We start from the raw sequence: 25,107 nt of genomic DNA, 5'->3' as shown, positions 1-25,107 counted from the left end.
AAACGCAATGCAATTTCAATTTCTGTGGCGCTTTATTTACAGGTGATAGAGATACGGTATCAGGACTGCAGGCGTAAAAAAAGCGACCAGAGGCCGCTTTTTTTAGAGCTCAGAAAACTTATACTTTAGAGCGACGACGAATCATCAGCAGCATACCCAGACCGAGTCCCAGAATAGCGATGCTGCCTGGTTCTGGAACGATTTGAATCGCACCACCAGTTGCAGCTACCAGGTAGTCAGTGTAGCTGGCCAGCAAGATGCCACCGAAGTAAGTACCAAAGGATCCTTTAACTTGACCTTGGAAATTACCGCTGAAAGTATTGTTGGCAACCAGAATGTATTCGCCAGTATTTGGATCAATGACGAAGGATGGACCACCGGAATCACCACCACCGATGCCAGATTCTTTGTTGTTAGGCAGGATTGGTGAGCATACGCCATATTGTTTGCAGAATGTATCTTGTAACACGCCGTTAGCATCTACGCCGTCGAAGTCAGCATAGTACACTTCGTTCGCGCCGCCAAAACCCTGCTCATCATCACCGTCAAACAGGTCAACATAGTTTTCACCGCTACGTTTTTTTGTGAAGCTAGGTGAGACGGTATAACCGTTGATGCCATCGCCAGATGTGCCATAGCCTGCCATCACGATATGTGTGCCAGATGTCACTGGATTGGAGCTGACGCGGTAGATTTTTGCGCTGGCAGGTGCGTCTGTCGACAAAGTGATGACAGAGATATCGTCGTTCACGCAGAATGAATTAACGCCTGCCGGACATTTACCGAAGCCTTCATACTTAGAGTTCATTGATACAGCAGATGCAGTAATCAATGCATTCACATTGCCATTGCTGTTGAATACAACACGAACGTCATTGCCCGGTTTGTTAATGTCGATGATATGACCGTTACCGTCTGTATCAACGCAGTGACCGGCAGATACGACCGAACGTTTGCCAACCAATGCACCGGAGCAAATGAAGGACTGTCCGTCGTAACGGATATTGATACTGACAACGCCGGAGAATGGTGAATTAGGCGTATTGGCATCAACGTGCGCAGCAGGTGAATCAGGCAATGCGCCTGAGGTAATAGTTGGAGTAACAATACCTCCGACGATTGGAGATGCTTGTGTCTGACCTGCGAAAAATGCACTCGCGATTAGAGTCACTCCCACTACTTTATTAAAAAGATTGTTCTGACGTAACATTGCCTCTCCTTGAGATTGGTCGTTCTATATGATCGATATTTAAGACTAGCTTGTTATCTGTGTTGTTTGCGTTGTTCGCGAAAATGCTTAATGCAAAAACAATGCCATATATGAAAATATGTTTTCTTTCAGGCACTTATGTTTTTTTATAGAAAAAAATGTAAAGGAATGTAAAATTTTCCGACACATTTTGAGCTGAGCTTGCCAGTGCTGGGGCTGATCTAGGAAATGAAGAGAATGGCGGAGTGAATTGATGTAATTGAAATGGATGTAATTGATTTAGCAGATATTAGGGTCACTTATCTGCAAAGAACCGCGTAACAAGTCGGATGCTAACTGTTCAAAAGCCTGTACTTGCTGCTGCTTCAGCTTAAGGCGCAGCTCTACGGTATCACTGTAGTCAGCACTGACGATGCTGATTTGATGCTGCTCACATAAGCGGCGCAGACTGGATTCATCGGCGAACTGAAAATGGCAAATGCGTTCGCAATATGATTCCACTTGTTGTAGTTCTGCAGTTTTAAAAGCGTCTGAAATTGCCTGCCCGTAAGCGCGGGTCAGTCCGCCAGCGCCTAATTTGGTACCGCCCCAATAACGTATGACGACAGCCAGTATGTTGTGGAGTTGTTTGTGAACGAGAACGTTGTAGATTGGTCTGGCAGCAGTGCCGGATGGTTCTCCGTCATCGTCCAGTCCGGAGTCTCCGTCACAGATCAGAGCCCAGCACACATGCACGGCATTGGGGTGGGTGGCGCGGATATTGACAAGCAAGGAGCGTGCTTCAGCACGTGTATTGACGGGATAAAGTTGCCCGAGAAAACGGCTTTTTTTAATTTCTATTTCAGCCGTAGCCAGCGAGACTAATTGGTACATCGATTCGATGCTTTCATCCTGCGAGATTTACGGAAAAACGTTCAGCTCGCTGGAATACATTGGCGTCAATCTCGTCCCAACATTATTGGATAACGAAATTTTCAAAAAAAATATCGGTGACGCCATCATGCTCTTTGACGTCCAGCGCTTTATTGACGGCATTACGTAATTCCTCGATCAGTTCGCGTTTTCCTTCACCTGTCTGCAATGGTGCCGGTTCTTTGCTGCTCAGACCAAGCAAAATAAAATGCCGGACGACAGGCATGTACACCTTGATTTTTTCCCCTATCTCCGCGTTTGCTAATTGCAGCGTCAGGCTGACTTGCAAATAGCGTTCCGAGGTCGATAAATTGACGGTGAAAGGTTCTAACTTGGTGGTTGCACTGCCGCCGGACGCACTGGCTTCTTTACCGCCGGAATTGGCTGATGCCAGTCCCGTGAGCAGCAGTGACGCACAAAAAACACAAAATAAAACAGCTTGGTGAAAGGCGTTATTTTTTTTCATGATCGACTGCCGCAAAGATAAGTTGAGTGAAACAAGGCGATGAAGAAGAATCAGGTTGTCAAAGGCTTGTAACGAATGCGTTTTGGCTTGGCACCCTCTTCGCCCAGACGTTTTTTCTTGTCGGCTTCATATTCTTGATAATTGCCATCAAAGAAGCTGACTTGAGAATTGCCTTCAAACGCCAGAATATGCGTCGCGATCCGGTCAAGGAACCAGCGATCATGCGAGATCACCATGACGCTGCCGGCGAATTCGAGCAAGGCATCTTCCAGCGCACGCAAGGTTTCTACGTCCAGATCGTTCGACGGTTCATCGAGCAGCAAGACGTTACCGCCTTGCAGCAAGGTTTTTGCCAGATGCAGACGACCGCGTTCACCGCCAGATAAGTTGCCGACGATCTTTTGCTGATCGCCACCCTTGAAGTTGAAGCGGCCAAGATAGGCGCGTGACGGCATTTCAAAACGACCGACGCTCAAAATATCAGCGCCATTTGCGACGTCTTCGAATACCGTTTTGGTATTGCCTAAATCTTCGCGTGACTGATCGACCAGAGAAATTTTCGCCGTCTGGCCCAGCACGACTTCGCCGCTGTCGGGTTGTTCCAGACCTTTGATCATTTTAAACAGCGTCGATTTACCTGCGCCGTTCGGGCCGATAATACCGACGATGGCGCCAGGCGGGATCTTGAAGCTGAGGTTGTCGATCAGCAGGCGGTCGCCAAAGGCTTTCGACACGTTTTTAAACTCGATGACTTCATTGCCCAGACGCTCGGCGACTGGGATAAAAATCTCTTGTGTCTCGTTCCGTTTTTGGTACTCGTGCTCGCTCATTTCGTTAAAGCGAGCCAGACGTGCCTTGCTCTTGGCCTGACGGGCTTTCGGGTTCTGGCGTGACCATTCCAATTCTTTTTGCAGGGCTTTTTGGCGTGCGGATTCGGTCGCCTCTTCTTGCTTCAGGCGAGCTTGCTTTTGATCCAGCCAGGAAGAGTAGTTACCTTTCCACGGAATACCAGCACCGCGATCAAGCTCCAAAATCCATTCTGCAGCGTTATCCAGGAAGTAGCGATCATGCGTAATCGCGACTACAGTGCCTGGAAAGCGTAACAGGAACTGCTCCAGCCAATCGACGGATTCTGCATCCAGATGGTTGGTTGGCTCATCGAGCAACAACATATCGGGTTTGGACAGCAGTAGTTTGCACAAGGCGACACGGCGTTTTTCACCACCGGACAGAACGCCGATTTTGGCATCCCAGGGTGGCAGGCGTAATGCATCAGCCGCCATCTCTAATTGCAGCTCAACGTTGTCGCCTGCGGATGTGGAGATGATCGCTTCGAGTCGTGCCTGCTCATTTGCGAGGGCATCGAAGTCGGCGTCCGGCTCGGCATAGGCTGCATAGACTTGCTCTAACTTCGCTTTGGCTTCGAATACCTCGCCCAAGGCGGATTCCACTGCTTCGCGTACCGTTTGTTCAGGATCGAGTTGTGGCTCTTGCGGCAGATAGCCGATATTCAGATTCGGCATCGGTACCGCTTCTCCCTGAATATCTTTATCGATACCTGCCATGATTTTTAGCAGCGTGGATTTGCCGGAGCCGTTCAGACCCAGCACGCCGATTTTGGCGCCAGGGAAAAACGAGAGGGAAATATCTTTCAGAATCTGGCGCTTAGGCGGCACGATCTTGCCGACGCGATTCATGGTGTAGACGTAATTGGCCATTTTTTGAATTTTTTAGTGGTTGAGGTCGATGCCCGCAAGGATACCTCAATGCCGCAATGAAGACGAGTAAAGAGACGAAATTTGTGCTGCGCACCAATCTTGATTTAGCGCAAATTGTCTGATGTACCGCGGCACTACACTTGCTTCATCACTGTTGAAAACAAAAGGAAATTAAAATGAAAAAAATCGCGACTACATTGTCTCTGCTCTCTTTCGCGCTGCTTGGTATGGCCTCAACTCAGGCACTGGCGCAACAAAGTCCATGGGAAATCCGTGCCCGCGTGGTGAATATTAGCCCGGCAAATGGTTCTGATCCTGTCGGCGGTGCCGGTGCAGCGGATCGTCTGACTGTCAGTAGTAAAACGATTCCAGAAGTCGATTTCACGTATTTTTTCACGCCAAACTGGTCTGCCGAGTTGATCCTGACGTATCCGCAAAAGCATGATGTGATGCTGGATGGTGTCAAAATCGGTACGTTCAAGCATTTGCCGCCAACATTGACGGCTCAGTATCACTTTGCACCTGAAGCGCAGATCAGTCCTTACCTCGGTGCTGGTGTGAACTACACCCGTATTTCTGACGTCTCGTTGCTGAATGGCGCTGCTGACCTGGATCAGCATAGTTATGGTCTGGCGCTGCAAGCTGGCGTGGATTTTAGGCTGGATAAAAACTGGTCCATGAACTTTGATGTGAAAAAAGTACAAATCCGCAGCGATGTGACGATCGGTGGCGTGAAGGCCAGTGCGGTTAAGCTTGATCCGTGGCTGCTTGGCGTCGGCATTGGATATCGCTTCTAAACGTAGATGAAAATCATCCTCACTGAGGATATGGAAAAAAGCCGCTCAAGGTGATTGAGCGGCTTTTTTTATCGCCATTACTGATATTGGTAATATTAGAAATATAGGGAGTATTTTTAAATCACGCCGTAAATAATGCGGATAAAGTACTGTTTATAGCTATACTAGTACCCAGTATTAGGTTTTGGTAATTGTGCAGGCTTTCTGGGAATGGGTACGAAGTCAAATTGAAATTTCAAGGGCGCGGACTGATTGTTGATGGTGACGGTCTGCGTCAGAGGCGGCTTGATGCTGCCCATGTTCGGGTGCCAGGCTTTGATCTCGTATTGCCCGTCGGGTAAATTCTCTATTCTTGCCACTCCGCTGGCATCCGTCTTCGCAAAGTAAGGAGTTTCCAGCACCAGCACATAGGCACGCATCCAGTTGTGCAGCAGGCAGTAGACCACGACGATACCCGCTTTATCAAACAAGACTGGCGGCGGCGTCACCCCTTTTTCATAGGTTTTGATTTCGAACTCTTTGGAGGGTGAAAACGACTTTACGTGATGTTCCATCTTGTCGTAGTTCGGGAACTTGACCTGCGAACCCACGCGGATCGGCATCACATATGGTGTAAATTGCATATCGCTTTGCGCAACAATCGCTGCTTCGGTCTTCGCCGTTGCTGGCATCGGCGCGCCTATCGGCGTCGCATACACCACGACGTCCGACATGACGGCGCTGTTTTTATCAATCGCCAGACCAAATACCGTTGCTGACCAGGCCGGAGAGATCGATCCTAGACTACCTAATGCGCATAGCAGCAAGCCTGTTTTAGAGAGCCTGAGCCAGGAGGTGCGGTGATGTGAAAGCATGATGGTTCCGGTAAGAGAGATAAGTGAAGGGCGCGTCGCGTTCTGTATCTTGCCGCGAAGGCGACGTGCCCTCCAATGTACACCAATTATTTGCTGACGATGGGTCGCTGCATCGGTGCAAGTTTTGCCACGAGTTTATTCGATACAGATGAGGGGATATTATTTTTCTCCATCGCGATTTGCAGATCTTCGGCGAGTGCATTGAATTGCGCGTTGGTGACGTTCATGCCTTTGTGGGCTTCAGTCATGTTCTTGCCGCTGTATTTGCATGGGCCGCCGCTGACTTCGCAAAACTGCTCTGTTAGCATGAGTGCCAGGCGTTCCATATCGGTATCTTTGAAGGCGGCATTGATGCGTGTGTCGGCTAAGACTATCGGTAAAAAATCACCGACAATTTTACTGATACCGGTTTTCCCGCCGAGGTCTTGATAGACGGCGTCCGGTGCCGTCTGGGCAACAGCGCTGGTGCTGATGCAGACACAGGCGGCGAGCAGGGTGAGAAGATAGTAGCTACGACGGATAAAATGAGTGCGCATGATCATGTCTTTCTAAATAAGGGGTGTGGTTCAGCTCGATGAGCGGGTACGCATCATCAAGCTACATACGTGAAATCAGAAGCCTGCTTGCAGCGACAGATACCAGCCGCGTTGATTGGTCGGATTGAATACAGTGATATCGCCCAGCGTCGCATAAGCCGCAGTGATCGACAGATTCTTTGTCGGGAAATACGCGACAAAAACGTCGTAGTAATCTTTTTCATTATCGACACCAAGATTGCGTGGCTTCATACGGTATTCAGCACCGATTGCCAGCTTGCGATTCACCAGATAGGCCGCAGAACCTTCCAGCATTGGCTCATACTTATTTTTCTTGTCGCCACCAAAACCAAGGATCCCCATTTGATTCGCCTTGGTCATGCGCAGGGTGCCGTTGATAAGCAGACTTTGTTCCAGATAAATTTTGGTTGCTGATGCATAGTAATCAACCCCGCGGTCATCGTTGGCACCGAGTTGCTTGACATTAGTCACACCCAGGGCACCCAATCCGCCGATGCCGTTATTGCGCTTGACCATGGCACCGACCGCAATTTGTGGCATCCAGCTGTCTTGCTCATAGACTGCATCGCCTAATACCTTGACTTTGACACCGACAATATCCTGCTGAATATTGAGCGCATTCAAGGGAGCGAGGCTGCCAGTGAATTCCTGTTTCGCGATAGATAACTCCACTCTATCGGCGATGCCCACAGCAACGCCATAGGTTTTTAGACCGTAATCTTGCGTTTTCACTTGAGTGTAGTGCACGTTAGCACCGTAGCTATCGCGTGAGCCGTAACCGGAAATCAGCGCCCAAGGCGTCAAGCCGCCACCGCCCGCACCTTCTAGCTGGCTGACGCCGCCAGTGGCGGTCAGTTTGCCCATATCTGGCGTCAGGTCTTGCGCGCCAGCGAATTGGCACAGTAACAAACTGCTACTAAGCATGAGAGTTGGTAAAAGCAGTGATCTGAGAAGCATCTTGATTTCCTCGTTAGGTTATTGGTCAGCACAACGCACATACGGCGTTCTCTGACTACTCATACGTTGCCGGACAGAAATCGGATTCAATAAATTTAAAAAATTAATAAATCAGCAGAAAACAGAAAAAACGGTTGAGAAAAACAGCTGAGAAAAATAGTTGAGAACAGCAGTAAAAAACGGCAAAAGACAATAGCTGAGAAAGAGCGCGCCGCCTGTAGGGCAGAAAATCAATAAGATCCTGCCAAGATCACAACAAATAGAACGCATCTCATTTCTGTTGATGAAAGGCGTTGTATATCGGCCATCATTGCCATAAAACTTCACATTTTCGGTGTCACGATATCCCGCTTCATCGGTGCCAATTTGGCAATCAGTTTATTTTGTGTTGACGTGGAAATCTGATGTTTGTCCATAGCGATTTGTAAATCTTCTGCCAATGCGTTGAACTGGCTTGCCGTGATGCCCAGTTTGTCGTGCACCAGTTTCATATCATCACCGGTATATGTACACGGCCCGCCAGAGAGGACACAGAATTGCTCTTTGAGTAATTGACTGAGGCGCTTGATATTAGTTTCTTTAAATGAGTCTTTGATGCGCGCATCAGCCAGGACCAGCACAATCAGATCATCCACAATTAGACCGATACCCGCCTGATTGCCCAGGGCCTGATATAGGGCGCTGGCTTCAGGGTTGGCCTGTGCGTAGCTCGTACGGGAGGCAACCAGTAAGGGCAGACTGATGAACAGGGCGGCTAGTGGTTGATACAAAGCAGTAGGTCGCATAAGCTGATCCGTGTTAATTGAGGTGACTTTACTTTACTAAAACCGGTACGATGCCAGCCATGTTGGTGTTTGGTTTTGTTTTTTGCAGTATGACCAATAGTGACGGCGTCATCGTTTGTTGGTTTGTTAATTACCAACCTGGAGCGACAGGTACCAGCCACGCTGATTTTTTGGATTAAAAATGGTGATGTCGCCCAGATTGGCATAGGCGGCAGTCACAGAAAAATTTTTATTCGGAAAATACGCCAGGAAGACATCAGAAAAATCTTTTTCATTGTCGACGCCAAGGTTGCGTGGCTTCATGCGGTATTCCACACCGGCGACCAGCTTGCGATGGATAAGATAGGCGACGGAGCCTTCGAACATTGCCTGGTAATGATTGCTCTTATCGCCACCAAAACCGAGAATACCCATTTGATTCGCCTTGGTCAGACGCAAGGTCGCGTTCAGCAACAGACTTTGATCCAGATAGAGTTTGGTCGCTGAGACGTAGTAATCCACCCCCGTGTCATTGCTGGCACCGAGCTGCCTGACATTGCTTACTCCCAAAGCACCCAAGCCGGCTATACCGTTATTGCGTTTTAGCATGACACCAACGGCGATTTGCGGCAGTAATTTATCCTGATCAAATACCGCATCGCCAGTCAGTTTTAATTTAATGCCGACAATGTCTTGCTGAATATTTAGTTGATCGAGCGGTGCCAGGCTACCGCTGAACTCTTGTTTCGAGAGCGACATTTCCAGTTTATCTGCGAAACCTACGGCGACCCCGTAAGTCTTGAGCCGGTAATCTTGAGTGCCGACCTGCGTAATGTGCGCGTTGACACCGTAGCTATCTTCAGTGCCATATCCGGTGATCAAGGCCCATGGCGTAATACCGCCGCCGCCAGCTCCCTCAAGTTGTTTGACGCCGCCTGTGGCGAGGAATTTGCCCATATCCGGTGCCGGAAAATTCTCAGCAGCGGCATTTGCTGCGAGTCCGCATAGTGTGACGCTGAGCAGAGCGACCTTAATGGAGCGCAATGTGTTTTGATGCATTCATTACTCCCTGTATGCGTCGTGAAAAACAAGCTTTGAGCCGGTTGCAAACCATTGCAATGAAGCGTAGCAGGCTTATGCTCGCTTTGACACCAGTTCGTCATTGCCTAAAAGTACTATGAACAATATCCGGAGGATAAAATTTTTCCTGAAACGCAATTGAAACTAATTTGAAGTTCAGTTGAACCTCTGTTAAACACCCTCGGTGAATTCATCTTTCAACAGTCAGAATCTGGCAACGAATTTGACAACACTTTACCAAAAAATACCAACACCTCTCATGGAAAATCGTACCAGCCAGCGACAAGTCTCTATATTATTGAGTTGTGTATAAATTTCGATACATTCTGATGCGTCGCTGTGACTATCTATGCTGAGCGATCAGTTGTCCGTATGTAAAAAAAGTAAGGCCATTTTGCTATAAAAGAAAAGTAAAGCGAAATGCATCTGTTGCTTCTCATACGACTGCAAGCAGAACATCGTCGGATTACCATCAGGAACCCAAAAGGCATGAGCAAGTCTTCCTTACGTCGCGAACTGGTTGTGCCCATTACCGTACTGGTGATAGGCGTGTCCGCAGCGATTGCCTGGGTGTCGATGAAGGCAGGAACCGATGCCGTGCATACACTGACGCAACGGGTGCTGATTGATATGGTCAATCGTATTAGTCATGCAACGGAGCAACATCTTGATGGTGCTCTGATCGCACTGGAATCCGTTGCTCCCGATCCCAAGCGTCAGCCAAAGACGCAGAATTTTTCCGATGATCTGCATAATCTTGAAGTCAAATTATGGGCTGCCAGCGGCCTGTTCATGGATGTGAACAACTATGTCTATTACGGCGGCGAAGATGGTCGTATGGTCGGCGTCTTCCGGATACGCAATGATTTCGTCGAGCTCTACTGGCATGAGCCAAATACCGCTTTGCGTCAGGTTTATCGAGTCAATGCTCCCGGTGACCGTGCCGAAGTATTGCGTACTGACCAATACGATCCGCGCAAACGGCCGTGGTATCAGGCGGCGGCACATACTGACAAGCCGGTATGGTCAAAAATTTATAATGATTTTACGTCCGCAGAACCGACGGTGACGCTGGCCAAAGCGGTGTATCAGCAGGACAGGTCCCTCGCTGGTGTTGTCGCGACGGATGTCACCTTGAAAGTCTTGTCAGATTTTTTGCGTACGCTGGATATCAGTAAAAACAGCGTAGCCTATATCATTGACAGCGATGGTTACATCGTTGCGACCTCGGGTGAAGAGCAGGCGGTAAAGCGGGTGAACGGTGCGCCTGAGCGTTTGCTTGCCTCAGAAATGAAATCGCCACTGATCAGCGAGACGTATAAGAAAAGCGACACCTGGCAACGCAAAATTTTGCAGGGAGACAAAACGGTTTCTTCGACCCAACAGTTAGAGCTCGCCATCGGGACGGTCGATGTCGCCGTGTCATCATTAGGAACCAGGCAGGGCTTGAACTGGTTGACGGTAGTTGCTGTGCCGCGTTCGGACTTTATGAGCAGTATCAATCAAGGTTTTTTCCAGAGTCTGGTGATCGCTATTGCCTGTATCGTGTTTGCCTTAACCATCGGCTTGACGATTGTGGATCGGGTGATCCGGGACATCCGCAAGCTGACCAGTGCCGCAGAAAAATTTGGTGATGGACAACCTCTGCCCGAATTGAATATACGACGTGATGACGAAATCGGCATTCTGGCGCAGACCCTGATTGAAATGGAAAACAAGCTGCGTTTTGACAAGCTGACGCAGGTCGCCAACAGGGAATCCTTATTCGCACAAATTAATTATCTGCAAAAAAATGCCCTGAACAAGGCGCATGGTCTGGAGGTATTTACATTGTTATTTGTCGATCTCGACCGGTTTAAGTACATCAATGACAATTATGGACATGATGCCGGTGATCGCGCACTGGTGATTATTGCAGCTCGTCTTCAAGCCTCTATCCGGGATACCGATATTGTGGCCCGTTATGGCGGCGACGAGTTTGTGTTGCTACTGAAGGATACAAAGAGTTCGATCGATATTCACAATATGGTGGAGAAAATTTCTACCCTGGTAGAGGAGCCGATTGCACTTGATGACGTGATTGTCAGTGTCGGCGTATCAATCGGCTGGGCGAGTTATCCTGAAGATGGCGATGACTATGTGAGACTGATTAAGATTGCAGACAGTCGCATGTATAAACGGAAGCGCGACCGGAAAAATAAACAAATGCATTTGGTCTGACACAGAACCGTTACGCCAAGCACAACGCATTGCTAGCCATTCTGTAAAAAGCCGTTGAGGCTCAGTCCGGAGAGGATTCCCATGTCTGCAACCAGCTTAAAAATTGATCGGACGGCATAGGTTTACTAATGTAGTAGCCCTGTGCCTGATCACAGCCCATGTCTTTCAATAAGCTCATTACCTCTTTGTTTTCCACACCCTCGGCGACAACGCGCAATCCCATATTGTGACCCAGATCGATCGTAGATTTGACGATCTTTGTATCATCAATATCCTGTTCCATCTTCAGTACGAACGATTTATCAATTTTCAGTTCATCAACTGGCAGGCTTTTCAGATATGCCAGCGATGAGTAACCGGTACCGAAATCGTCAATTGATAAATCAGCACCCATTGCGTGCAGTCGTTCCAGTGTGTTTTGCGCACGAACCGGATCATCCATAATCGCACTCTCGGTTATTTCCAGACAAAATGCAGCAGGAGTGATCTGGTGTCGCTCAAGAATATCTGCAAATTTATTGGGTAAATCCTGATCGAGTAAATCGCGGGTAGAGAGGTTCACCGACATCTTCAGCTGGCGACCATCGGCAATCCAGATACTGCAGACACGGGCAGCCTCGTTCAGTACCCAGCGTGTCAGTTGACGGATAAAGCCGGTTTGTTCTGCAAACGGAATGAATTGATCCGGATAAATGAAGCCACGCTCAGGATGTATCCAGCGTATCAGTGCTTCGACTGCAATCACTTTGCCGCTGTCGAGTGCGACTTTGGGTTGTACATACAGGCGAAAATTTTCCTGCTCCAGTGCCGTTCTCAGCTCGCTTAATAAGGACAAGCTTTGCTGACTGGTTTTGTCTATTGCGGGCGTATAAGTCACTGCACCACTGTTAGCATGTTTGGCCGTGTACATGGCCACTTCGGCCCGGCTTAACAAGGACTCTGCATCATTCGCATTATCAGGAAAACCGGCAATGCCGATGCCTGCGCCGAGATCCACCGTCTGATCTTCAATGGAGATCGGTTTTTCCAGGGATTGTAAAATTCTTGCCGCAAGATCTTGCGCCTCCCTGATGGAAGAACTTGGCAGAAGAATTGCAAATTCATCGCCACCTAAGCGTGCTGGCTTCGTCCCGCCCTGACCTAATTCATCACTGAGTCTGATAGCAACTTGCTTGAGCAACTGATCGCCAAAACTATGACCCATCACGTCATTGACGTGCTTGAAGCGATCCAGATCCATCATTAATACAAAGCAAGCCTGCTCTGTGGCACGGGCCTGTTTGATTGCATCTTGCAGCATGCTTACAAACAAAGCGCGGTTAGGTAAATTGGTCAGGGTGTCCCAATACGCTAGTCGCCGGATTTCTTTTTCACGGTTGGCAATACCGTCGCGCATTGTTGCGAAGGTCTGCGCGAGATCACCGATCTCATCATTTCTTTTTACCGTAATGGCGGCGGTGTAGTCCCCCGCACCTAATCGTTTCGCAGTATCGGCTAATTGCCGCATCGGTTCGGTAATGCGTTTGGTACTGAGCACACTGATGATGCTGGCGATAATGACGCCCAGCACGGTGAGGATCAGAAGATTTCTTTGCAATTTTTTGTAAGGGGCAATCGCTTCACTGACCGAAATCTGCAAGACGGCGACTGTCATTGAGTCTGCATTTTGAGCAAGCTTCACTACCCGGGCGCTGTAGTCTTCATCTCCGATTTTAAGATCAGCAATGAGTTGGCTTTTATCATTGATTCTCGGTACCAGTTGAGCCAGTTGTTCAACCTGTTCGTTATTCAATGTTGATACACCCGGCTTCCATTTGCCACCGACACCGCTGGTGAGTAAAGTGACTTGCAATGCGGACAGCTCGCGCATATCGGCAACGATTTTTTGATCGATAGGAATCGCCATTACTACCCATCCAATACTGACGGGTGCTTTGACAGAGATCATCACTAACTGATAAGGATGTCCCTCTACGATGGCGGTACTGAAGGCGCTACTATTTTCAGATTGTTCTGCCTGAATAAATAAAGGTTGCAGCGATGGCAGCGCATTATTTGCGAGACTATTATTGGTAGACGCTGCGATGGTCTTGTCTAACCTGACTAAGGTAGAAAAACTCGCGCCAAATCTATTACCCAGGTTACTTAGTGCAGAGATAATCGTGTCGGTATCGTTGGTCGCAATCGCCTCGCGGAAAGCGAATTCGTAGGCCAGTACGCGCGCACCTTCGGTTAGTTTTTGTTTGTTTTGATCAAGTAAATGACCAAAAATTTTCTCGTTGATTTTGAGTTCTTCCTGAATTGCAGCGCGTGCATTGCTATCTATCGCATTACGAATAGCAAAAAAGCCCGCGAGCTGAACAGCGAGAATCAAGACGATAAACAGAGTAACGACACGACTTTCCAGACTATGCAAACGCATGAATTTCCTTGCAAAATACTTTTGATGTAGTGATGAAGTGAATGATCAATTAGTACGTATTTCAATGACCAGAAAAAACTGCTGCCCCAGGCGTGCTTCTCTCTAATGTCGCCTGCTCAGATAAATAGTTTCCACGCCGTTCAGTGCTCAAAAAAAAAGATTTTCTATTTTAATGCCTGAACAGAAAAGTTTTCTTAATTTACTTTGAAACCAAGCTTGACAGTAATCGTGGCATTGTCATCTTTAATATTCACCAGCTGTTCGCTAATAGCGCCGCCGCTCATCTGTTTGAAGTGCCAGGTTTTTAGTGTGTATTTACCATTGGGAATAGAGGCGATCCGGGCTTTGCCGCTGGCATCTGTCTTGGCGAAATAGGGTGTATCGACCACTTGAATATAGGCCAGCATCTGATCATGTATATTGCAGCCAACAACGATCGTGCCAGGTTTGTCGAAGATAATTGGTGCCTCGGGTTTGCCCGCATAGAGCTTCAGCTCAAACGTCTTGGCAGGCGAGAATGAATAAGCGTGGTGCCGGACGGTATCATTGTTCGGAAAGCTAATCGATGTTCCTGTTTGGACGACTGTGACCAGTGGCATGAATTTTTTATCTTTTTGCTGAATTTCGGCATTCGCAGATTTTATTTTTTCTGCATTACCATTTTCAAAGTACACGACGGCATCCGCAACGGCCAGTCCTGCGCTGTCGACTACTTGCACCAGTTGACTTGCCTGCGCAGGGAGTATTTGCGTCGTAAGCAAGGCAATAGCCGCAAATCGTTGAAATTTCTTGGCATATAACATAGTGGCTGTCCTTATTAGGCTATCGTATGGCGCATTGAAGTCGACAATGGTGGCAGATTGCATTGGTGTCAGGCAACTTTACTGGTTTCTTTGTTTTCTTGCAGAGACTAAACCGCTTACTTGCTATCTCCGTTGTTATAATAGTGTAAAAATTGCTATGTAAAAACCTTTGTTCCTCAGGTTTTATTGAGATAGTGAATAAAATTGCAAGTATCCTAACTTGGCGCCGGCTTGCACGTCGTAAGTAAATACACTGTAATTGTTGTAAATGTTTTCGTGCTTATTGTTTCCTGGTTGCAGCTAAGGTATTGTCGTTCGACTTTATTTGCTTTTTTCGGACATCTCTTAGATAGAGTATGGATTCCATCATTAAACACCTTGTGGAAATCACCGGTCATCGTGACCATGATCTCCTCAATATTTCTGTGATTTCCGCATTGTGCGAGTTGACTAATGCGGAATACGCGCGCGTGCTCGATATTGCGACGGTAGGCTTGCAGATATTTGTACAACCACAAATTACGATTAAAGATGGCAAGGTTGTCGCTCTGGCCGAACATGCGGTCGCCAGTCAGGGCGGCGATGCGATTGGTAAATACCCGGCTCTCGAAGAGGGAATCAAGCAACATATGAGCTTGATCGAAGGACGTTCAGAAGACGGCAAGCGCTTGATCTGGCTCCCGATGTGGGTCAATGAGAAGCTCAACACTTGCCTTGAAATTGCAAACCCCGCTTCATATTCAGAAAATACCATGCAGGTCATGGAAGGTATTTTGATCGTTTATCGCAACTTCCAGAACCTGCTGGATTACAGCGAGCGCGATTCATTGACAGGATTACTTAACCGTAAAACATTTGACGATAACTTCTCAAAAATTTTGCGTGCGAGCTCCCAGCAAATGAATGGAGTTGGCGGTGAAGAAGGTGACGAGATACAACAGGATCGTCGTGCCAGTGAACCAGAAAAACAAAATTGGCTGGCGGTGCTTGATATTGATCACTTCAAGCGCGTGAATGATCAGTTCGGTCATCTGTATGGCGACGAAGTTCTGATTCTGATTGCGAATTTATTGCGCTCTTCGTTCCGGCCGACAGACCGCTTGTTCCGGTTTGGCGGTGAGGAATTTGTGATTTTATTACGCTCGACTTCCCAGGAAGACGCCCAGCATATTTTTGATCGTTTTCGTGAGAATGTGGAGCAATATAACTTCCCGCAGGTCGGCAGAGTTACTGTCAGCGTGGGTTTCGCACGTATTGATGCATTTGAGCCTGCAGTCGCAATCATGGGGCGTGCTGACCAGGCGCTGTATTTTGCCAAGAGTAATGGCCGCAACCGCACCTGTTACTACGATACCCTGGTGACCAGCGGTGACCTGCACGCTGAGCAGTCAAACGATACGGCTGAATTTTTCTAAATCCAGCAGACGGACCAGTACTGCTGAACTCAGTTCTGTTGTTTGCTGCGTGCCGTTGTCAGCATGAATACGCTAGCCAGAATAATTGTCATCGCCAGTATTTCACGAGCCGCTACCTGCTCCCCTCCCAGCATCACTCCCAATGCCACGGCGATGACCGGATTCACATACGCATAGCTGCCAGCCAGAGCGGGCGGTACAGCAGATAATAAATACATGTAGGCCGTGAAAGCCAGCAGAGATCCGGCAACCACAAGATACGACCAGGCGAACATTGCGTTCATGGTGATGGGCGCAGTGAATTTTTCACCAGATAAAAAACCAACCGCTGTCAGGAATACGCCACCCAGCAGCATCTCGCTAGCAAATCCCATGGCACCTGGCGCCATCTTCAACTTACGTTGCGATAAGACGGAGCCGATATCCCAGCAAAGAATCGCCCCAAGCAGACTGATAATGCCGGCAGGACGTGCTGAAAATTCGCCCCCCAGCGAGAGCAGGACAGCACCGGCGAATCCTATGACGATACCTGTCCATTCGCGTCTGTTTGGCCAGTCGCCGAACAGTCCCACACAGAAAGATAAAATCATCGGTGAGCATGCAATAAAAACTGCGGTCAGGCCGGACGAAATACTTTGCTGCGCAACCGCTGTTAATCCCATGCCACCACCCAGCATCAGGACGCCGACAACACCGCCGTCGCGCCATTCGCGCCAGCTTGGATTGGCGGTGCCACGAAATTTTTGCCAGGCAAACAGTAAACCACCTGCCATCAGGAACCTCGTCCCCATGAGTAGAAATGGGGGGAATGAGGTCAATGCAACATGGATAGCAAAGTAGGTTGAACCCCAAACGATATACACCGTGAGTAAAGCAAGCAAAACAGAGCGTGGCAAACGTGACATGACAATCTTTCGGGAAAAACGACTTTGAGTACAACTAGTGTAGGTGACTAAAACCAGATTATGAATGGATGAAACAAGGTAAATCAGTTACATTACTTTGAGATTAATTGAAAAACAGGTGATTTTCCATGAAATTGGATTTAGATCAGATGGATGCAAAAATCCTGGATATTTTGCAGGCCGATGCAAGAGTCACGCTGGCTGAAATCGGACGACGCATTCATATGAGTCAGCCCGCAGTCGCCGAGCGGGTAAAACGTATGGAGGCCGCGAATGTGATCACGGGCTACCATGCGCGTGTGAATCCAGAAGCACTGGGTTATGGCATCACCGCGTTTGTCCGCGTCGCCAGCCGCTCCAGCGATATTCCGGTCACTAAAATTGCCGAACAGGTGCCCGAGGTCATCGAGTGTCACGCGATTACCGGTGAAGATTGCGTGATTGTCAAAGTGGTTGCGCCCTCCGTCAAAGAGTTGGAGCGAGTGATTGTGAGTCTGGCGCGCTGCGGCGTCACATCGACGTCCCTGATACTCTCCTCGTCGATAGAGCGGCGAGCGATTACTCCGGTCACGTCTTCTGCATAATTAATTACTATAAGCCCGCGTCTATATCAGGCTTCCTGTATCAAACCTGAATAGATGCTGTACAGACTCAGACAGCCACAACCAGCCACAACCAGCCATAACCAGCCATAACTAGCCGGATAAATTGCATGGAACTACGCCAACTCCGTTATTTCGTCGCCATTGTCGATCATGGTTCATTGTCCCGTGCGGCACGCGTACTGCATATCGTGCAGCCCGCATTGACCCAGCAATTACAGCAGCTTGAAGAGGAATTGGGCACGTTGTTGCTGCACCGCTCAGCGCAGGGGATGCAGGCAACCGATGCAGGCAAACTGTTTTACGAGCATGCACAAGCCATACTTAAACAAGTCAGTGATGCCAAATCCGCTGTTGCACAATCGACGGACAAGCCCACAGGCACAGTGGCGCTCGGTATACCGCAAAGCGCATCCGGCGCCTTAGCCTTCCCTTTGCTCAAAGCAGTCCGCGCCGCTTATCCGGATATTGTTTTTCAGTTGACTGAAGAGTTAACCGGCAACCTGACCGAGCAGTTGCGCTCAGGGCGATTGAATCTGGCGATCTTGTTTGACGATGGTCAGCTAGGAAATTTCGCGACTAAGCCGCTGGTAGAAGAAGAGCTGATGTATATCACCCGCAGCGATTCTCAATTCGCCTGTAAGCGTAAAAGTCTCACCCTGGAAAAGGCGTTGCAGGCAACCTTGATTTTGCCCAGTATTCAGCATGGCGTCCGGCCCAGGATAGAGCAAGTCGTCAGGCAGCAAGGCAAGCAAATCGATCATGTCATTGACATCACCTCAATCGCGATTCTGAAATCTGCGTTAATGGCGGATATGGGCGCAACCATCCTGCCTGTGTCGCCGTTGCTCACAGAAATCGAGCGCGGCGAGATGCGCGCTTCATCCATCAGCGATGTACAGCTATCGCGCACCGTCACCCTCTGCGCTTCAAAAAACATTCCTTTGACCAATGCCGCAATGGCCGTCGAGAACCTGGTGCTGAACGTCACCCGCGAGCTTTGCGTCAGCGGTAAGTGGCTGGGAACGACTAATTTAATACCCTAACCATGACGATGTTGATGCTATGGCAGGTGTATTAATTAATACTGAATCGTAAATAGTGAACAACGAATAGTGATGCAAGAACGCGGTGCACTTCCTAAAGCGAATCCGCAGACTGGATGCGCCTTCTGGCGTGAAATACCTTCAAGAGCCCCATCCAGTCTGCGGATTCAATTTTAGAGATTCTCTAGTATGTATTACAAGCCAGACTGCAATACCGACTTGATAATCTCAGCTTCAAGCCAGTCGCAGCTCGCTCACTGCATCAAAAAATACCGCCTTAGAAAGATCAAATGCCAGACGCATTGTTTGTCCCGGCATTGCCGCTGCGCGCGGGTGAGTACGGCAGGTGATTCTTGCTCCGTTGAAGCGTGAGAACACCAGCGTATCCGGGCCTGTTGGCTCCGTCAGTTCAATTACGCAGTCAACTTCAGTCGGATGGTAGCCATCGGCGGTTTCAGAACGGCGTGCGCTGACCGCATCTGTGACATGCTCAGGCCGGATTCCAAGAATGATGTCGGCAGGCGCATTGCCAGCCAGATTGTGTTTCAGGGACAGAGCTAATTTTTCTGGCAAAGGAAGGAGAGTCGTCTTACCCGCGTGCTCCAGCATAAACGCGACATGTCCTGTATCGCTGACGAGCTTCCCGCGTAAAAAATTCATTGAGGGCGATCCGATAAAGCCTGCCACGAACATATTGGATGGCTGATCGTAGATTTCTTGCGGGCTGCCAAACTGTTGTACGACACCGTCCTTCATCACTGCGATGCGGTCTCCCAGCGTCATAGCTTCGACCTGGTCATGCGTGACATAGACTGTGGTGGTGCCGAGACGCTGATGCATCAGTTTGATTTCAGCACGCATTTCTACGCGCAGCTTAGCGTCCAGATTCGATAGCGGCTCATCAAATAGAAACAGTGAAGGGTTACGCGCAATTGCCCGCCCCATCGCGACACGCTGGCGCTGTCCTCCGGATAAGTGGGCAGGTTTGCGATCCAGCAGATGAGTCATCTGCAATGTTTCGGCAACTCGCTCAACAATACGCTTCTGCTCATCTTTTGGCACCTTGCGAATGCCAAGGCCAAACGAAATATTTTCTCTGACCGTCATCGTGGGATACAAGGCATAGGACTGAAACACCATCGCAATATCCCGTGACTTTGGTGGCACGTTATTCACGCAGCGGTCACCGATACAGATTTCTCCCTCTGTCACGGTTTCCAGTCCGGCGATCATATTCAGCAGGGTAGACTTACCGCAGCCGGAGCCGCCAACAAGGATCAGAAATTCGCCTTCTTTAATCTCTAAATTAATACCTTTTAAAATCTCTGCGCCGTTTGGATAGACCTTACGTACGTTGCGTATCGATAAACTTGCCATTCCTGCTGTCTCCTGAAACTAGGTGTTGTCGTTGATTTTGTCAGGCACTTGCCATACACGACGTTATTTTGATTGATGTTAATTGGTATATCAGTGTGGTGATTGGCTATTAATCTCAGCCTCAGCCCTTCACAGCACCGGCAGTCAGACCTCTGACAAAATATTTACCGGCGACCAAGTACAAGACCAGGGTCGGCAGCGCTGCAATGATGGCCGCCGCCATGTTGACGTTATATTCCGTCACACCAGTCGAGGTATTCACCAGATTATTTAATGCCACCGTGACCGGTTGCGCATCAGAGCCGCCAAACACCACGCCGAATAAAAAGTCATTCCAGATCTGAGTAAATTGCCAGATAAAGCACACCATAAAGATCGGTAAAGACAGCGGCAAAATAATGCGCCAGTAAATCATGCCAAAACCTGCACCATCGATCCTTGCGGCTTTCACCAATTCATCGGGTACCGACACATAGTAGTTACGGAAAAATAAAGTGGTGAAGGCAATACCATAGATGATGTGTACCAGGATCAGGCCGTAGGTCGTGTTTGCCAGATGCATCAGGCCAAGTAAGCGAGCCATCGGTAAGATCACCACCTGGAAAGGGATGAAGCAGCCGACCATCAATGCGGTAAAGACGATTTCAGACCCGCGAAAACGCCAGTGTGCCAGGACATAACCATTTACCGATCCGACGAAGGTTGAGATCAATACAGCAGGAATCACCATCTTCACTGAGTTCCAGAAGTAGGGCGCCAGTCCCTCGCATTGCACACCAGTGCAGGCACCTCCCCAGGCTTTGGCCCATGCGGATGTATTCGGATGCAAGGGAATATCAAGCAGATTGCCGCTGCGAATTTCATCGAGGGATTTCAATGAGGTCGTGACCATGACGTATAGCGGCGCCAGATAATACAGAGCGCAAAAAACCAGCAAAACATAGATAGCGATACGACCCAGCCGCACACCGGATGATGTTGACGAATTAGCGTGCATGTCGTGCCTCTTTTGCTTCAAGATAAATCAAGGGAACCAGCACGGCTAGTACGGTTGCCAGCATCATCATTGCAGATGCGGCACCCAGGCCGAGTTGTCCGCGAGTGAAAGAAAACTGGTACATAAAAATCGCCGGAACATCTGATGACGTACCCGGTCCGCCAGCAGTCAGTGCCATCACCAGATCAAAACTCTTGATCGCAATGTGCGACAACACCAGCAATACACTAAAGAATACGGGACGCAGGGATGGAATGACGATGCGGCGGTAGATGGTCGGCAGGCTCGCTCCGTCTACCATGGCGGCTTTGATGATACTGTCGTCAATGCCGCGCAGACCCGCGAGAAATAAGGCCATGACAAAACCGGATGATTGCCATACCCCGGCAATGACGACGGTATAGATTGCCATATCGGAGTCAACCAGCCAGTCCAGAGTAAAGTTCGGAAATCCCCAGTCTCTTACCATTTTTTCCAGTCCAAGTCCGGGATTGAGTATCCATTTCCAGGCAGCACCTGTAACGATAAACGATAGCGCCATCGGGTACAGATAGATCGCTCGCAGCGCACCTTCGGCACGAATACGCTGATCAAGAAATACGGCGAGTAACAGACCGACTACCAGGCAGATCAGGATAAACAGTCCACCAAAAATACCGAGATTGCTGGCAGATACCCACCAGCGATCAATATCAAATAAAGCGACGTATTGCGAGAATCCGGACAACGTGTAGTTCGGCATCAGACGAGATTCGGTCAAAGACAAATATGCGGTCAGTCCGATAAAGCCGTACACAAAAATCAGGGAGGCGATGATGGTAGGTGACAATACGATGCGCGGAAGCCAGACATCGGCGAAACTGGCAAAGCCGTGTGGGGTTTTACGCGGGCTGCTATTGGGTGAGACACCCGGTGTTGCGGGGGAAGACGCTGACATCAAAAATCTCCGGATCGATCAGATGGGCATACATCGTCTGATTGATCTTATACATATTTAAGTTGGACGTCAGCATAGCCGACGTCCAATTTTTTTCAGATTACTTCGCTTTTGCCGCTTTGGCCAAAGCTTGTACCGCAGCCTGAGACGTCATGGTGGAATTCATGAACTTCGCAATCACGTCCTGAATCGCACCAGCCTTGGCAGAATCAATTGCCATACCGTGGGCGAAACTTGGTACCAGGCCACCGCTCTTGCTCGTCGCATCCATGTCATCCATGGATTTCAGTGCGCAGCTATCAAACTTGGCGCGGGATACACCAGCCCGTGCTGGGATTGAGCCTTTGTTCAGATTAAATACTTCCTGAAATTCCGGGCTCATCACCGCGCTGGCTAACGTGAGCTGAGACTTTTGCTGATCGTCTTTTACCTTGAACATCGTCAGAGAATCGATGTTGAAGGTGAACGCCTTATCGGTTCCGGGAGCAGAGAGGCATAAGAAATCTTTGCCTGCGACTTTGCCAGCCGCCGTGAATTCACCCTTGGCCCAATCCCCCATGAACTGCATACCCGCTTTGCCATTGATGACCATCGCGGTTGCCAGATTCCAGTCACGACCTGCGGCATCTTTGTCGATGTAGGTTTTGATCTTGGCCAGCGTATCAAACGTCTTGATCATCGTAGGGCCAGTTAAACTCGCCTGATCCAGCTGAACGATGGCTTTTTTGTAGAAGTCAGCACCGCCTACACCCAGCGCAACGGATTCAAATACCGTCGCATCTTGCCAGGGCTGACCGCCATGGGCGATCGCGATCATGCCTGCTTTTTTGATCTTGTCTGCAGCATCAAAAAACTCGTCCCAGTTACCAGGGGCTTTTGCACCGGCTTTTTTCAGTACTTCCGGGTTGACCCACAACCAGTTGACGCGATGCACATTGACTGGCGCTGCGACATAGTGGCCCTGGTATTTCATGATAGTTGAAACAACCTTCGGCAAATTTGCATCCCATTTACCCTCGGTCGCAGCCGCATCGATATTCGCCAGAACGCCTTCTTTACCCCACTCCTGAATCGACGGACCTTTAATCTGCGCAGCGGTTGGTGCGCTACCGGCGATGACACGGGCTTTCAATGCGGTCATGGCGTTTTCGCCACCACCACCGGCAACCGCGAAGTCTTTCCAGGTAACGCCTTTGGCTTCCATCATTTTTTTCAGTTCGGCGACGGATTTTGCCTCACCGCCGGAAGTCCAGTAATGCAACACTTCGACTTCAGCTGCCTGAACTTGAGCATTGGCAGCGATCAGTGCTGTCACTGCCATTGTTGCCTGAACGATTTGTTTCAATTTCATGATTGTCTTCTCCATAGTTTGCGACGTTTTGACTGGTTCGCAATGAGATTGATCTGGATGTGCGGAAGGAGGCGCAGTACTACGCTTCCTTCCGGTTGATTTTGTTATTGTGTCTGACTTAACCCGCTGTTCTATCAAATATCAAATCAAAACCAGGTTTCGAGTTGAATACCGACAGAGGTGCCGCTGGTCTTAGTGCCATAGACTGGACCTGAGTTATTGCTCGCATTGACGGCTGCTGTTGCTGCATCATTCCATTTGCCATAGGTCACAAAGGCGCGTAATTCAGGGCGTGACCAGTAGCCTTCACCCATGGACAGCGTCGGGGCAAACGTCAATTTGGTCAAGCGCAAAGCATCGCCGCCATTTGGTTGTGTGACACGGCTGGTACCAACTTCTGCTTGCAGTTTGAAGTTCTTGGTCAAGGCATACACAGGTCTTGCGCCTAATGTTGTCCAGGTAGAAGAACCTTGAGCATCAGATTTGTCACGCTGCATCAATGCAATAAACTCCGTACTGAATTGCGCGGTAGGCTGAATGACCAAGTTATCAAAAATACGCAAACGTGTTACGTCAGAGCCTAGCGTTGTGCTACCGGAGCTGCCGATACGATCGCAGCAAGGGCCGCCAATACCGGTGCCCGGACCAACGCCGTACTGAATACCGAAAGTATTTGCACCGCCAAAGACTTTATCCTGCTTGTGGAAGACTGAGAACTGCCAGCCGTTGTGGCGATTGTCGCCCTGAGCACTGATCAGGGTGAAAGCCATATCGACGCTGCCATTTTCATTGACAGGTACGCCTTCATAGATGAAATTCTGACGTACAGCGGCAGGAGTATTTTTTACTTTACCAGTCGTCGCATCGATCTCGTTTGTGTCATTGTCTTTGAAGACGGCATAGCCTAATTTACCCGGACCGAAACCGCCGACTTTATCAAAGCCGCCGCCTGTACCGTTGAGATTGATGTATTGCAAATCCAGCATATGGATATCAGGACGGAAGTAGTAACGCTTACCAATCCACGCCGTACCGCCGTTCAGGAAGTCCAGACCTTTGGCTTCCACATAGGCTTTGGCGATTTCCGGTTTGGCGTTGCCGAAGTCCGAGCCATTTTTGTACGCATCAATCCACAGTGTGCCAACCCAGCTCACGCCGTTGTCAGATTTTGCCAATTCTTTGGTATAACCGCCTTCGAAATAGCTGTCACACTCATTGCCGAGACGATACTTCATGGTGTTGCCACCCAGGTCGTAGCAGCTTTGCGGTCCTTTTTCGGAGCTGGAACCTACACCAGCACGTAAGTAGCCATGGAATTCGCCTTCAGCGTCACTGGCATGTGCCAGACCGGCGGACAAGGTGAGGGAAATTGCGAGGGGTAATGCTTTGAGGGCAGCACGAAATACGGCCTTGGTCATAATGTCTCCTTTGTTATAAATTAATCGCTCGCTAGCAAGCTGACGCTGCTGTTGAGCATGCGGTCATTCCCGGTGTATCCCGGTTAGGTATTCATTTATTGCTGATGGCTGCCTGAATTTTCTGACCATCATTTGCGCAAAACACGTGTCGGAACTTCTCACGGTGTTGCTGCATTTTGTTGCGGCGAGCAGACATTAACATCGCAGATTATGTGTCACCACCTGACTGTGGTTTGCGCTCTGCATGGATGTTAAGTAATTGATTTATATGGAAAAATGAAAAATGATGACAAGAGCTC

The 25,107-nt window shown here is 49.0% G+C and carries 22 protein-coding genes; 5 read left to right on the top strand and 17 right to left on the bottom strand.

The window, feature by feature from the left end; genetic code table 11:
• Positions 1 to 118 precede the first annotated feature (118 nt).
• The 4 genes from ACO0K4_RS02090 to ettA form a co-directional block, all read right to left on the bottom strand.
• On the bottom strand, positions 119 to 1,210 hold the full coding sequence (locus ACO0K4_RS02090; RefSeq protein WP_422954938.1) for a trypsin-like serine protease: 1,092 nt from the start codon (positions 1,208 to 1,210) through the stop codon (positions 119 to 121).
• Between the two features lie 279 nt (positions 1,211 to 1,489).
• Positions 1,490 to 2,083, bottom strand: coding sequence for an IMPACT family protein (locus tag ACO0K4_RS02085; RefSeq protein WP_422954937.1), 594 nt, complete (start codon positions 2,081 to 2,083; stop codon positions 1,490 to 1,492).
• An 82-nt stretch (positions 2,084 to 2,165) separates the two neighbouring features.
• The gene (locus ACO0K4_RS02080; protein WP_422954936.1) at positions 2,166 to 2,588 is read right to left on the bottom strand and encodes a flagellar basal body-associated FliL family protein; all 423 of its coding nucleotides are present in this window, start codon (positions 2,586 to 2,588) and stop codon (positions 2,166 to 2,168) included.
• 50 nt (positions 2,589 to 2,638) lie between these two features.
• The gene (gene ettA / locus ACO0K4_RS02075) at positions 2,639 to 4,306 is read right to left on the bottom strand and encodes an energy-dependent translational throttle protein EttA (RefSeq protein WP_422954935.1); all 1,668 of its coding nucleotides are present in this window, start codon (positions 4,304 to 4,306) and stop codon (positions 2,639 to 2,641) included.
• Between the two features lie 176 nt (positions 4,307 to 4,482).
• Here ettA and ACO0K4_RS02070 point away from each other — a divergent pair, with 176 nt between their 5' ends.
• Positions 4,483 to 5,103, top strand: coding sequence for an OmpW/AlkL family protein (locus tag ACO0K4_RS02070; RefSeq protein WP_422954934.1), 621 nt, complete (start codon positions 4,483 to 4,485; stop codon positions 5,101 to 5,103).
• A gap of 164 nt (positions 5,104 to 5,267) precedes the next feature.
• On the opposite strand, the gene ACO0K4_RS02065 is transcribed toward ACO0K4_RS02070, so the two are convergent.
• The 5 genes from ACO0K4_RS02065 to ACO0K4_RS02045 form a co-directional block, all read right to left on the bottom strand.
• Positions 5,268 to 5,957, bottom strand: a complete 690-nt coding sequence (locus tag ACO0K4_RS02065) for a methylamine utilization protein (RefSeq protein WP_422954933.1) — start codon at positions 5,955 to 5,957, stop codon at positions 5,268 to 5,270.
• Between the two features lie 86 nt (positions 5,958 to 6,043).
• Positions 6,044 to 6,493, bottom strand: a complete 450-nt coding sequence (locus ACO0K4_RS02060; protein WP_422954932.1) for a group I truncated hemoglobin — start codon at positions 6,491 to 6,493, stop codon at positions 6,044 to 6,046.
• A 75-nt stretch (positions 6,494 to 6,568) separates the two neighbouring features.
• Complete coding sequence (locus ACO0K4_RS02055; RefSeq protein WP_422955417.1) at positions 6,569 to 7,438, bottom strand: DUF3034 family protein; 870 nt, start codon at positions 7,436 to 7,438, stop codon at positions 6,569 to 6,571.
• 356 nt (positions 7,439 to 7,794) lie between these two features.
• Positions 7,795 to 8,256 carry a group I truncated hemoglobin gene (locus ACO0K4_RS02050; protein ID WP_422954931.1) on the bottom strand — a complete coding sequence of 154 codons (462 nt, stop codon included), beginning with the start codon at positions 8,254 to 8,256 and terminating at the stop codon, positions 7,795 to 7,797.
• A gap of 126 nt (positions 8,257 to 8,382) precedes the next feature.
• On the bottom strand, positions 8,383 to 9,294 hold the full coding sequence (locus ACO0K4_RS02045) for a DUF3034 family protein (RefSeq protein WP_422954930.1): 912 nt from the start codon (positions 9,292 to 9,294) through the stop codon (positions 8,383 to 8,385).
• 510 nt (positions 9,295 to 9,804) lie between these two features.
• Between ACO0K4_RS02045 and ACO0K4_RS02040 the strand changes: the two genes are divergently transcribed.
• Positions 9,805 to 11,535 (top strand): diguanylate cyclase domain-containing protein, encoded by a 1,731-nt coding sequence (locus ACO0K4_RS02040; protein ID WP_422954929.1) that lies wholly within the window; start codon positions 9,805 to 9,807, stop codon positions 11,533 to 11,535.
• Between the two features lie 61 nt (positions 11,536 to 11,596).
• Here the strand turns inward: ACO0K4_RS02040 and ACO0K4_RS02035 are convergent, their stop codons facing one another.
• Both ACO0K4_RS02035 and ACO0K4_RS02030 read right to left on the bottom strand, forming a co-directional pair.
• A complete protein-coding gene (locus ACO0K4_RS02035; RefSeq protein WP_422954928.1) occupies positions 11,597 to 13,957 on the bottom strand; it encodes an EAL domain-containing protein in 2,361 nt (786 codons plus the stop codon).
• Positions 13,958 to 14,151: 194 nt separating this feature from the next.
• Positions 14,152 to 14,823, bottom strand: coding sequence for a methylamine utilization protein (locus ACO0K4_RS02030; protein ID WP_422954927.1), 672 nt, complete (start codon positions 14,821 to 14,823; stop codon positions 14,152 to 14,154).
• A 293-nt stretch (positions 14,824 to 15,116) separates the two neighbouring features.
• Between ACO0K4_RS02030 and ACO0K4_RS02025 the strand changes: the two genes are divergently transcribed.
• Complete coding sequence (locus ACO0K4_RS02025; RefSeq protein WP_422954926.1) at positions 15,117 to 16,175, top strand: GGDEF domain-containing protein; 1,059 nt, start codon at positions 15,117 to 15,119, stop codon at positions 16,173 to 16,175.
• 29 nt (positions 16,176 to 16,204) lie between these two features.
• On the opposite strand, the gene yedA is transcribed toward ACO0K4_RS02025, so the two are convergent.
• Positions 16,205 to 17,080, bottom strand: a complete 876-nt coding sequence (gene yedA / locus ACO0K4_RS02020; RefSeq protein ID WP_422954925.1) for a drug/metabolite exporter YedA — start codon at positions 17,078 to 17,080, stop codon at positions 16,205 to 16,207.
• Positions 17,081 to 17,208: 128 nt separating this feature from the next.
• On the opposite strand from yedA, the gene ACO0K4_RS02015 reads away from it, so the two are divergent.
• A complete protein-coding gene (locus ACO0K4_RS02015; protein WP_422954924.1) occupies positions 17,209 to 17,664 on the top strand; it encodes an Lrp/AsnC family transcriptional regulator in 456 nt (151 codons plus the stop codon).
• Between the two features lie 128 nt (positions 17,665 to 17,792).
• Positions 17,793 to 18,728 carry a LysR substrate-binding domain-containing protein gene (locus ACO0K4_RS02010; RefSeq protein ID WP_422954923.1) on the top strand — a complete coding sequence of 312 codons (936 nt, stop codon included), beginning with the start codon at positions 17,793 to 17,795 and terminating at the stop codon, positions 18,726 to 18,728.
• Between the two features lie 234 nt (positions 18,729 to 18,962).
• Here the strand turns inward: ACO0K4_RS02010 and ACO0K4_RS02005 are convergent, their stop codons facing one another.
• The 5 genes from ACO0K4_RS02005 to ACO0K4_RS01985 all read right to left on the bottom strand — a co-directional run bounded on the left by ACO0K4_RS02005 (position 18,963) and on the right by ACO0K4_RS01985 (position 24,808).
• Positions 18,963 to 20,105 (bottom strand): ABC transporter ATP-binding protein, encoded by a 1,143-nt coding sequence (locus ACO0K4_RS02005; protein ID WP_422954922.1) that lies wholly within the window; start codon positions 20,103 to 20,105, stop codon positions 18,963 to 18,965.
• A 121-nt stretch (positions 20,106 to 20,226) separates the two neighbouring features.
• Entirely contained in the window at positions 20,227 to 21,102 is an 876-nt protein-coding gene (locus ACO0K4_RS02000; RefSeq protein WP_422954921.1) for a carbohydrate ABC transporter permease, read from the bottom strand.
• The gene (locus tag ACO0K4_RS01995) at positions 21,092 to 22,039 is read right to left on the bottom strand and encodes a carbohydrate ABC transporter permease (protein ID WP_422954920.1); all 948 of its coding nucleotides are present in this window, start codon (positions 22,037 to 22,039) and stop codon (positions 21,092 to 21,094) included. The genes ACO0K4_RS02000 and ACO0K4_RS01995 overlap by 11 nt, the downstream gene beginning before the upstream one ends.
• Positions 22,040 to 22,139: 100 nt before the next feature.
• Entirely contained in the window at positions 22,140 to 23,390 is a 1,251-nt protein-coding gene (locus tag ACO0K4_RS01990; protein ID WP_422954919.1) for an ABC transporter substrate-binding protein, read from the bottom strand.
• A gap of 146 nt (positions 23,391 to 23,536) precedes the next feature.
• Positions 23,537 to 24,808, bottom strand: coding sequence for a maltoporin (locus tag ACO0K4_RS01985; protein ID WP_422954918.1), 1,272 nt, complete (start codon positions 24,806 to 24,808; stop codon positions 23,537 to 23,539).
• Positions 24,809 to 25,107: the final 299 nt, after the last annotated feature.

The sequence above is a fragment of the Undibacterium sp. RuTC16W genome (genome assembly GCF_049339445.1).
Lineage (GTDB): Bacteria > Pseudomonadota > Gammaproteobacteria > Burkholderiales > Burkholderiaceae_D > Undibacterium.
Note: the sequence above shows the minus strand (reverse complement) of the source record. Positions and strands in the feature narration are given on the sequence as shown.

What these genes read in the sequence shown, in the direction of transcription:
- ACO0K4_RS02090 (WP_422954938.1), bottom strand. Translation starts at nt 1,210, where the DNA reads ATGTTACGTCAGAACAATCTTTTTAATAAAGTAGTGGGAGTGACTCTA.
- ACO0K4_RS02085 (WP_422954937.1), bottom strand. Translation starts at nt 2,083, where the DNA reads ATGTACCAATTAGTCTCGCTGGCTACGGCTGAAATAGAAATTAAAAAA.
- ACO0K4_RS02080 (WP_422954936.1), bottom strand. Translation starts at nt 2,588, where the DNA reads ATGAAAAAAAATAACGCCTTTCACCAAGCTGTTTTATTTTGTGTTTTT.
- ettA (WP_422954935.1), bottom strand. Translation starts at nt 4,306, where the DNA reads ATGGCCAATTACGTCTACACCATGAATCGCGTCGGCAAGATCGTGCCG.
- ACO0K4_RS02070 (WP_422954934.1), top strand. Translation starts at nt 4,483, where the DNA reads ATGAAAAAAATCGCGACTACATTGTCTCTGCTCTCTTTCGCGCTGCTT.
- ACO0K4_RS02065 (WP_422954933.1), bottom strand. Translation starts at nt 5,957, where the DNA reads ATGCTTTCACATCACCGCACCTCCTGGCTCAGGCTCTCTAAAACAGGC.
- ACO0K4_RS02060 (WP_422954932.1), bottom strand. Translation starts at nt 6,493, where the DNA reads ATGCGCACTCATTTTATCCGTCGTAGCTACTATCTTCTCACCCTGCTC.
- ACO0K4_RS02055 (WP_422955417.1), bottom strand. Translation starts at nt 7,438, where the DNA reads ATGCTTAGTAGCAGTTTGTTACTGTGCCAATTCGCTGGCGCGCAAGAC.
- ACO0K4_RS02050 (WP_422954931.1), bottom strand. Translation starts at nt 8,256, where the DNA reads ATGCGACCTACTGCTTTGTATCAACCACTAGCCGCCCTGTTCATCAGT.
- ACO0K4_RS02045 (WP_422954930.1), bottom strand. Translation starts at nt 9,294, where the DNA reads ATGCATCAAAACACATTGCGCTCCATTAAGGTCGCTCTGCTCAGCGTC.
- ACO0K4_RS02040 (WP_422954929.1), top strand. Translation starts at nt 9,805, where the DNA reads ATGAGCAAGTCTTCCTTACGTCGCGAACTGGTTGTGCCCATTACCGTA.
- ACO0K4_RS02035 (WP_422954928.1), bottom strand. Translation starts at nt 13,957, where the DNA reads ATGCGTTTGCATAGTCTGGAAAGTCGTGTCGTTACTCTGTTTATCGTC.
- ACO0K4_RS02030 (WP_422954927.1), bottom strand. Translation starts at nt 14,823, where the DNA reads ATGCAATCTGCCACCATTGTCGACTTCAATGCGCCATACGATAGCCTA.
- ACO0K4_RS02025 (WP_422954926.1), top strand. Translation starts at nt 15,117, where the DNA reads ATGGATTCCATCATTAAACACCTTGTGGAAATCACCGGTCATCGTGAC.
- yedA (WP_422954925.1), bottom strand. Translation starts at nt 17,080, where the DNA reads ATGTCACGTTTGCCACGCTCTGTTTTGCTTGCTTTACTCACGGTGTAT.
- ACO0K4_RS02015 (WP_422954924.1), top strand. Translation starts at nt 17,209, where the DNA reads ATGAAATTGGATTTAGATCAGATGGATGCAAAAATCCTGGATATTTTG.
- ACO0K4_RS02010 (WP_422954923.1), top strand. Translation starts at nt 17,793, where the DNA reads ATGGAACTACGCCAACTCCGTTATTTCGTCGCCATTGTCGATCATGGT.
- ACO0K4_RS02005 (WP_422954922.1), bottom strand. Translation starts at nt 20,105, where the DNA reads ATGGCAAGTTTATCGATACGCAACGTACGTAAGGTCTATCCAAACGGC.
- ACO0K4_RS02000 (WP_422954921.1), bottom strand. Translation starts at nt 21,102, where the DNA reads ATGCACGCTAATTCGTCAACATCATCCGGTGTGCGGCTGGGTCGTATC.
- ACO0K4_RS01995 (WP_422954920.1), bottom strand. Translation starts at nt 22,039, where the DNA reads ATGTCAGCGTCTTCCCCCGCAACACCGGGTGTCTCACCCAATAGCAGC.
- ACO0K4_RS01990 (WP_422954919.1), bottom strand. Translation starts at nt 23,390, where the DNA reads ATGAAATTGAAACAAATCGTTCAGGCAACAATGGCAGTGACAGCACTG.
- ACO0K4_RS01985 (WP_422954918.1), bottom strand. Translation starts at nt 24,808, where the DNA reads ATGACCAAGGCCGTATTTCGTGCTGCCCTCAAAGCATTACCCCTCGCA.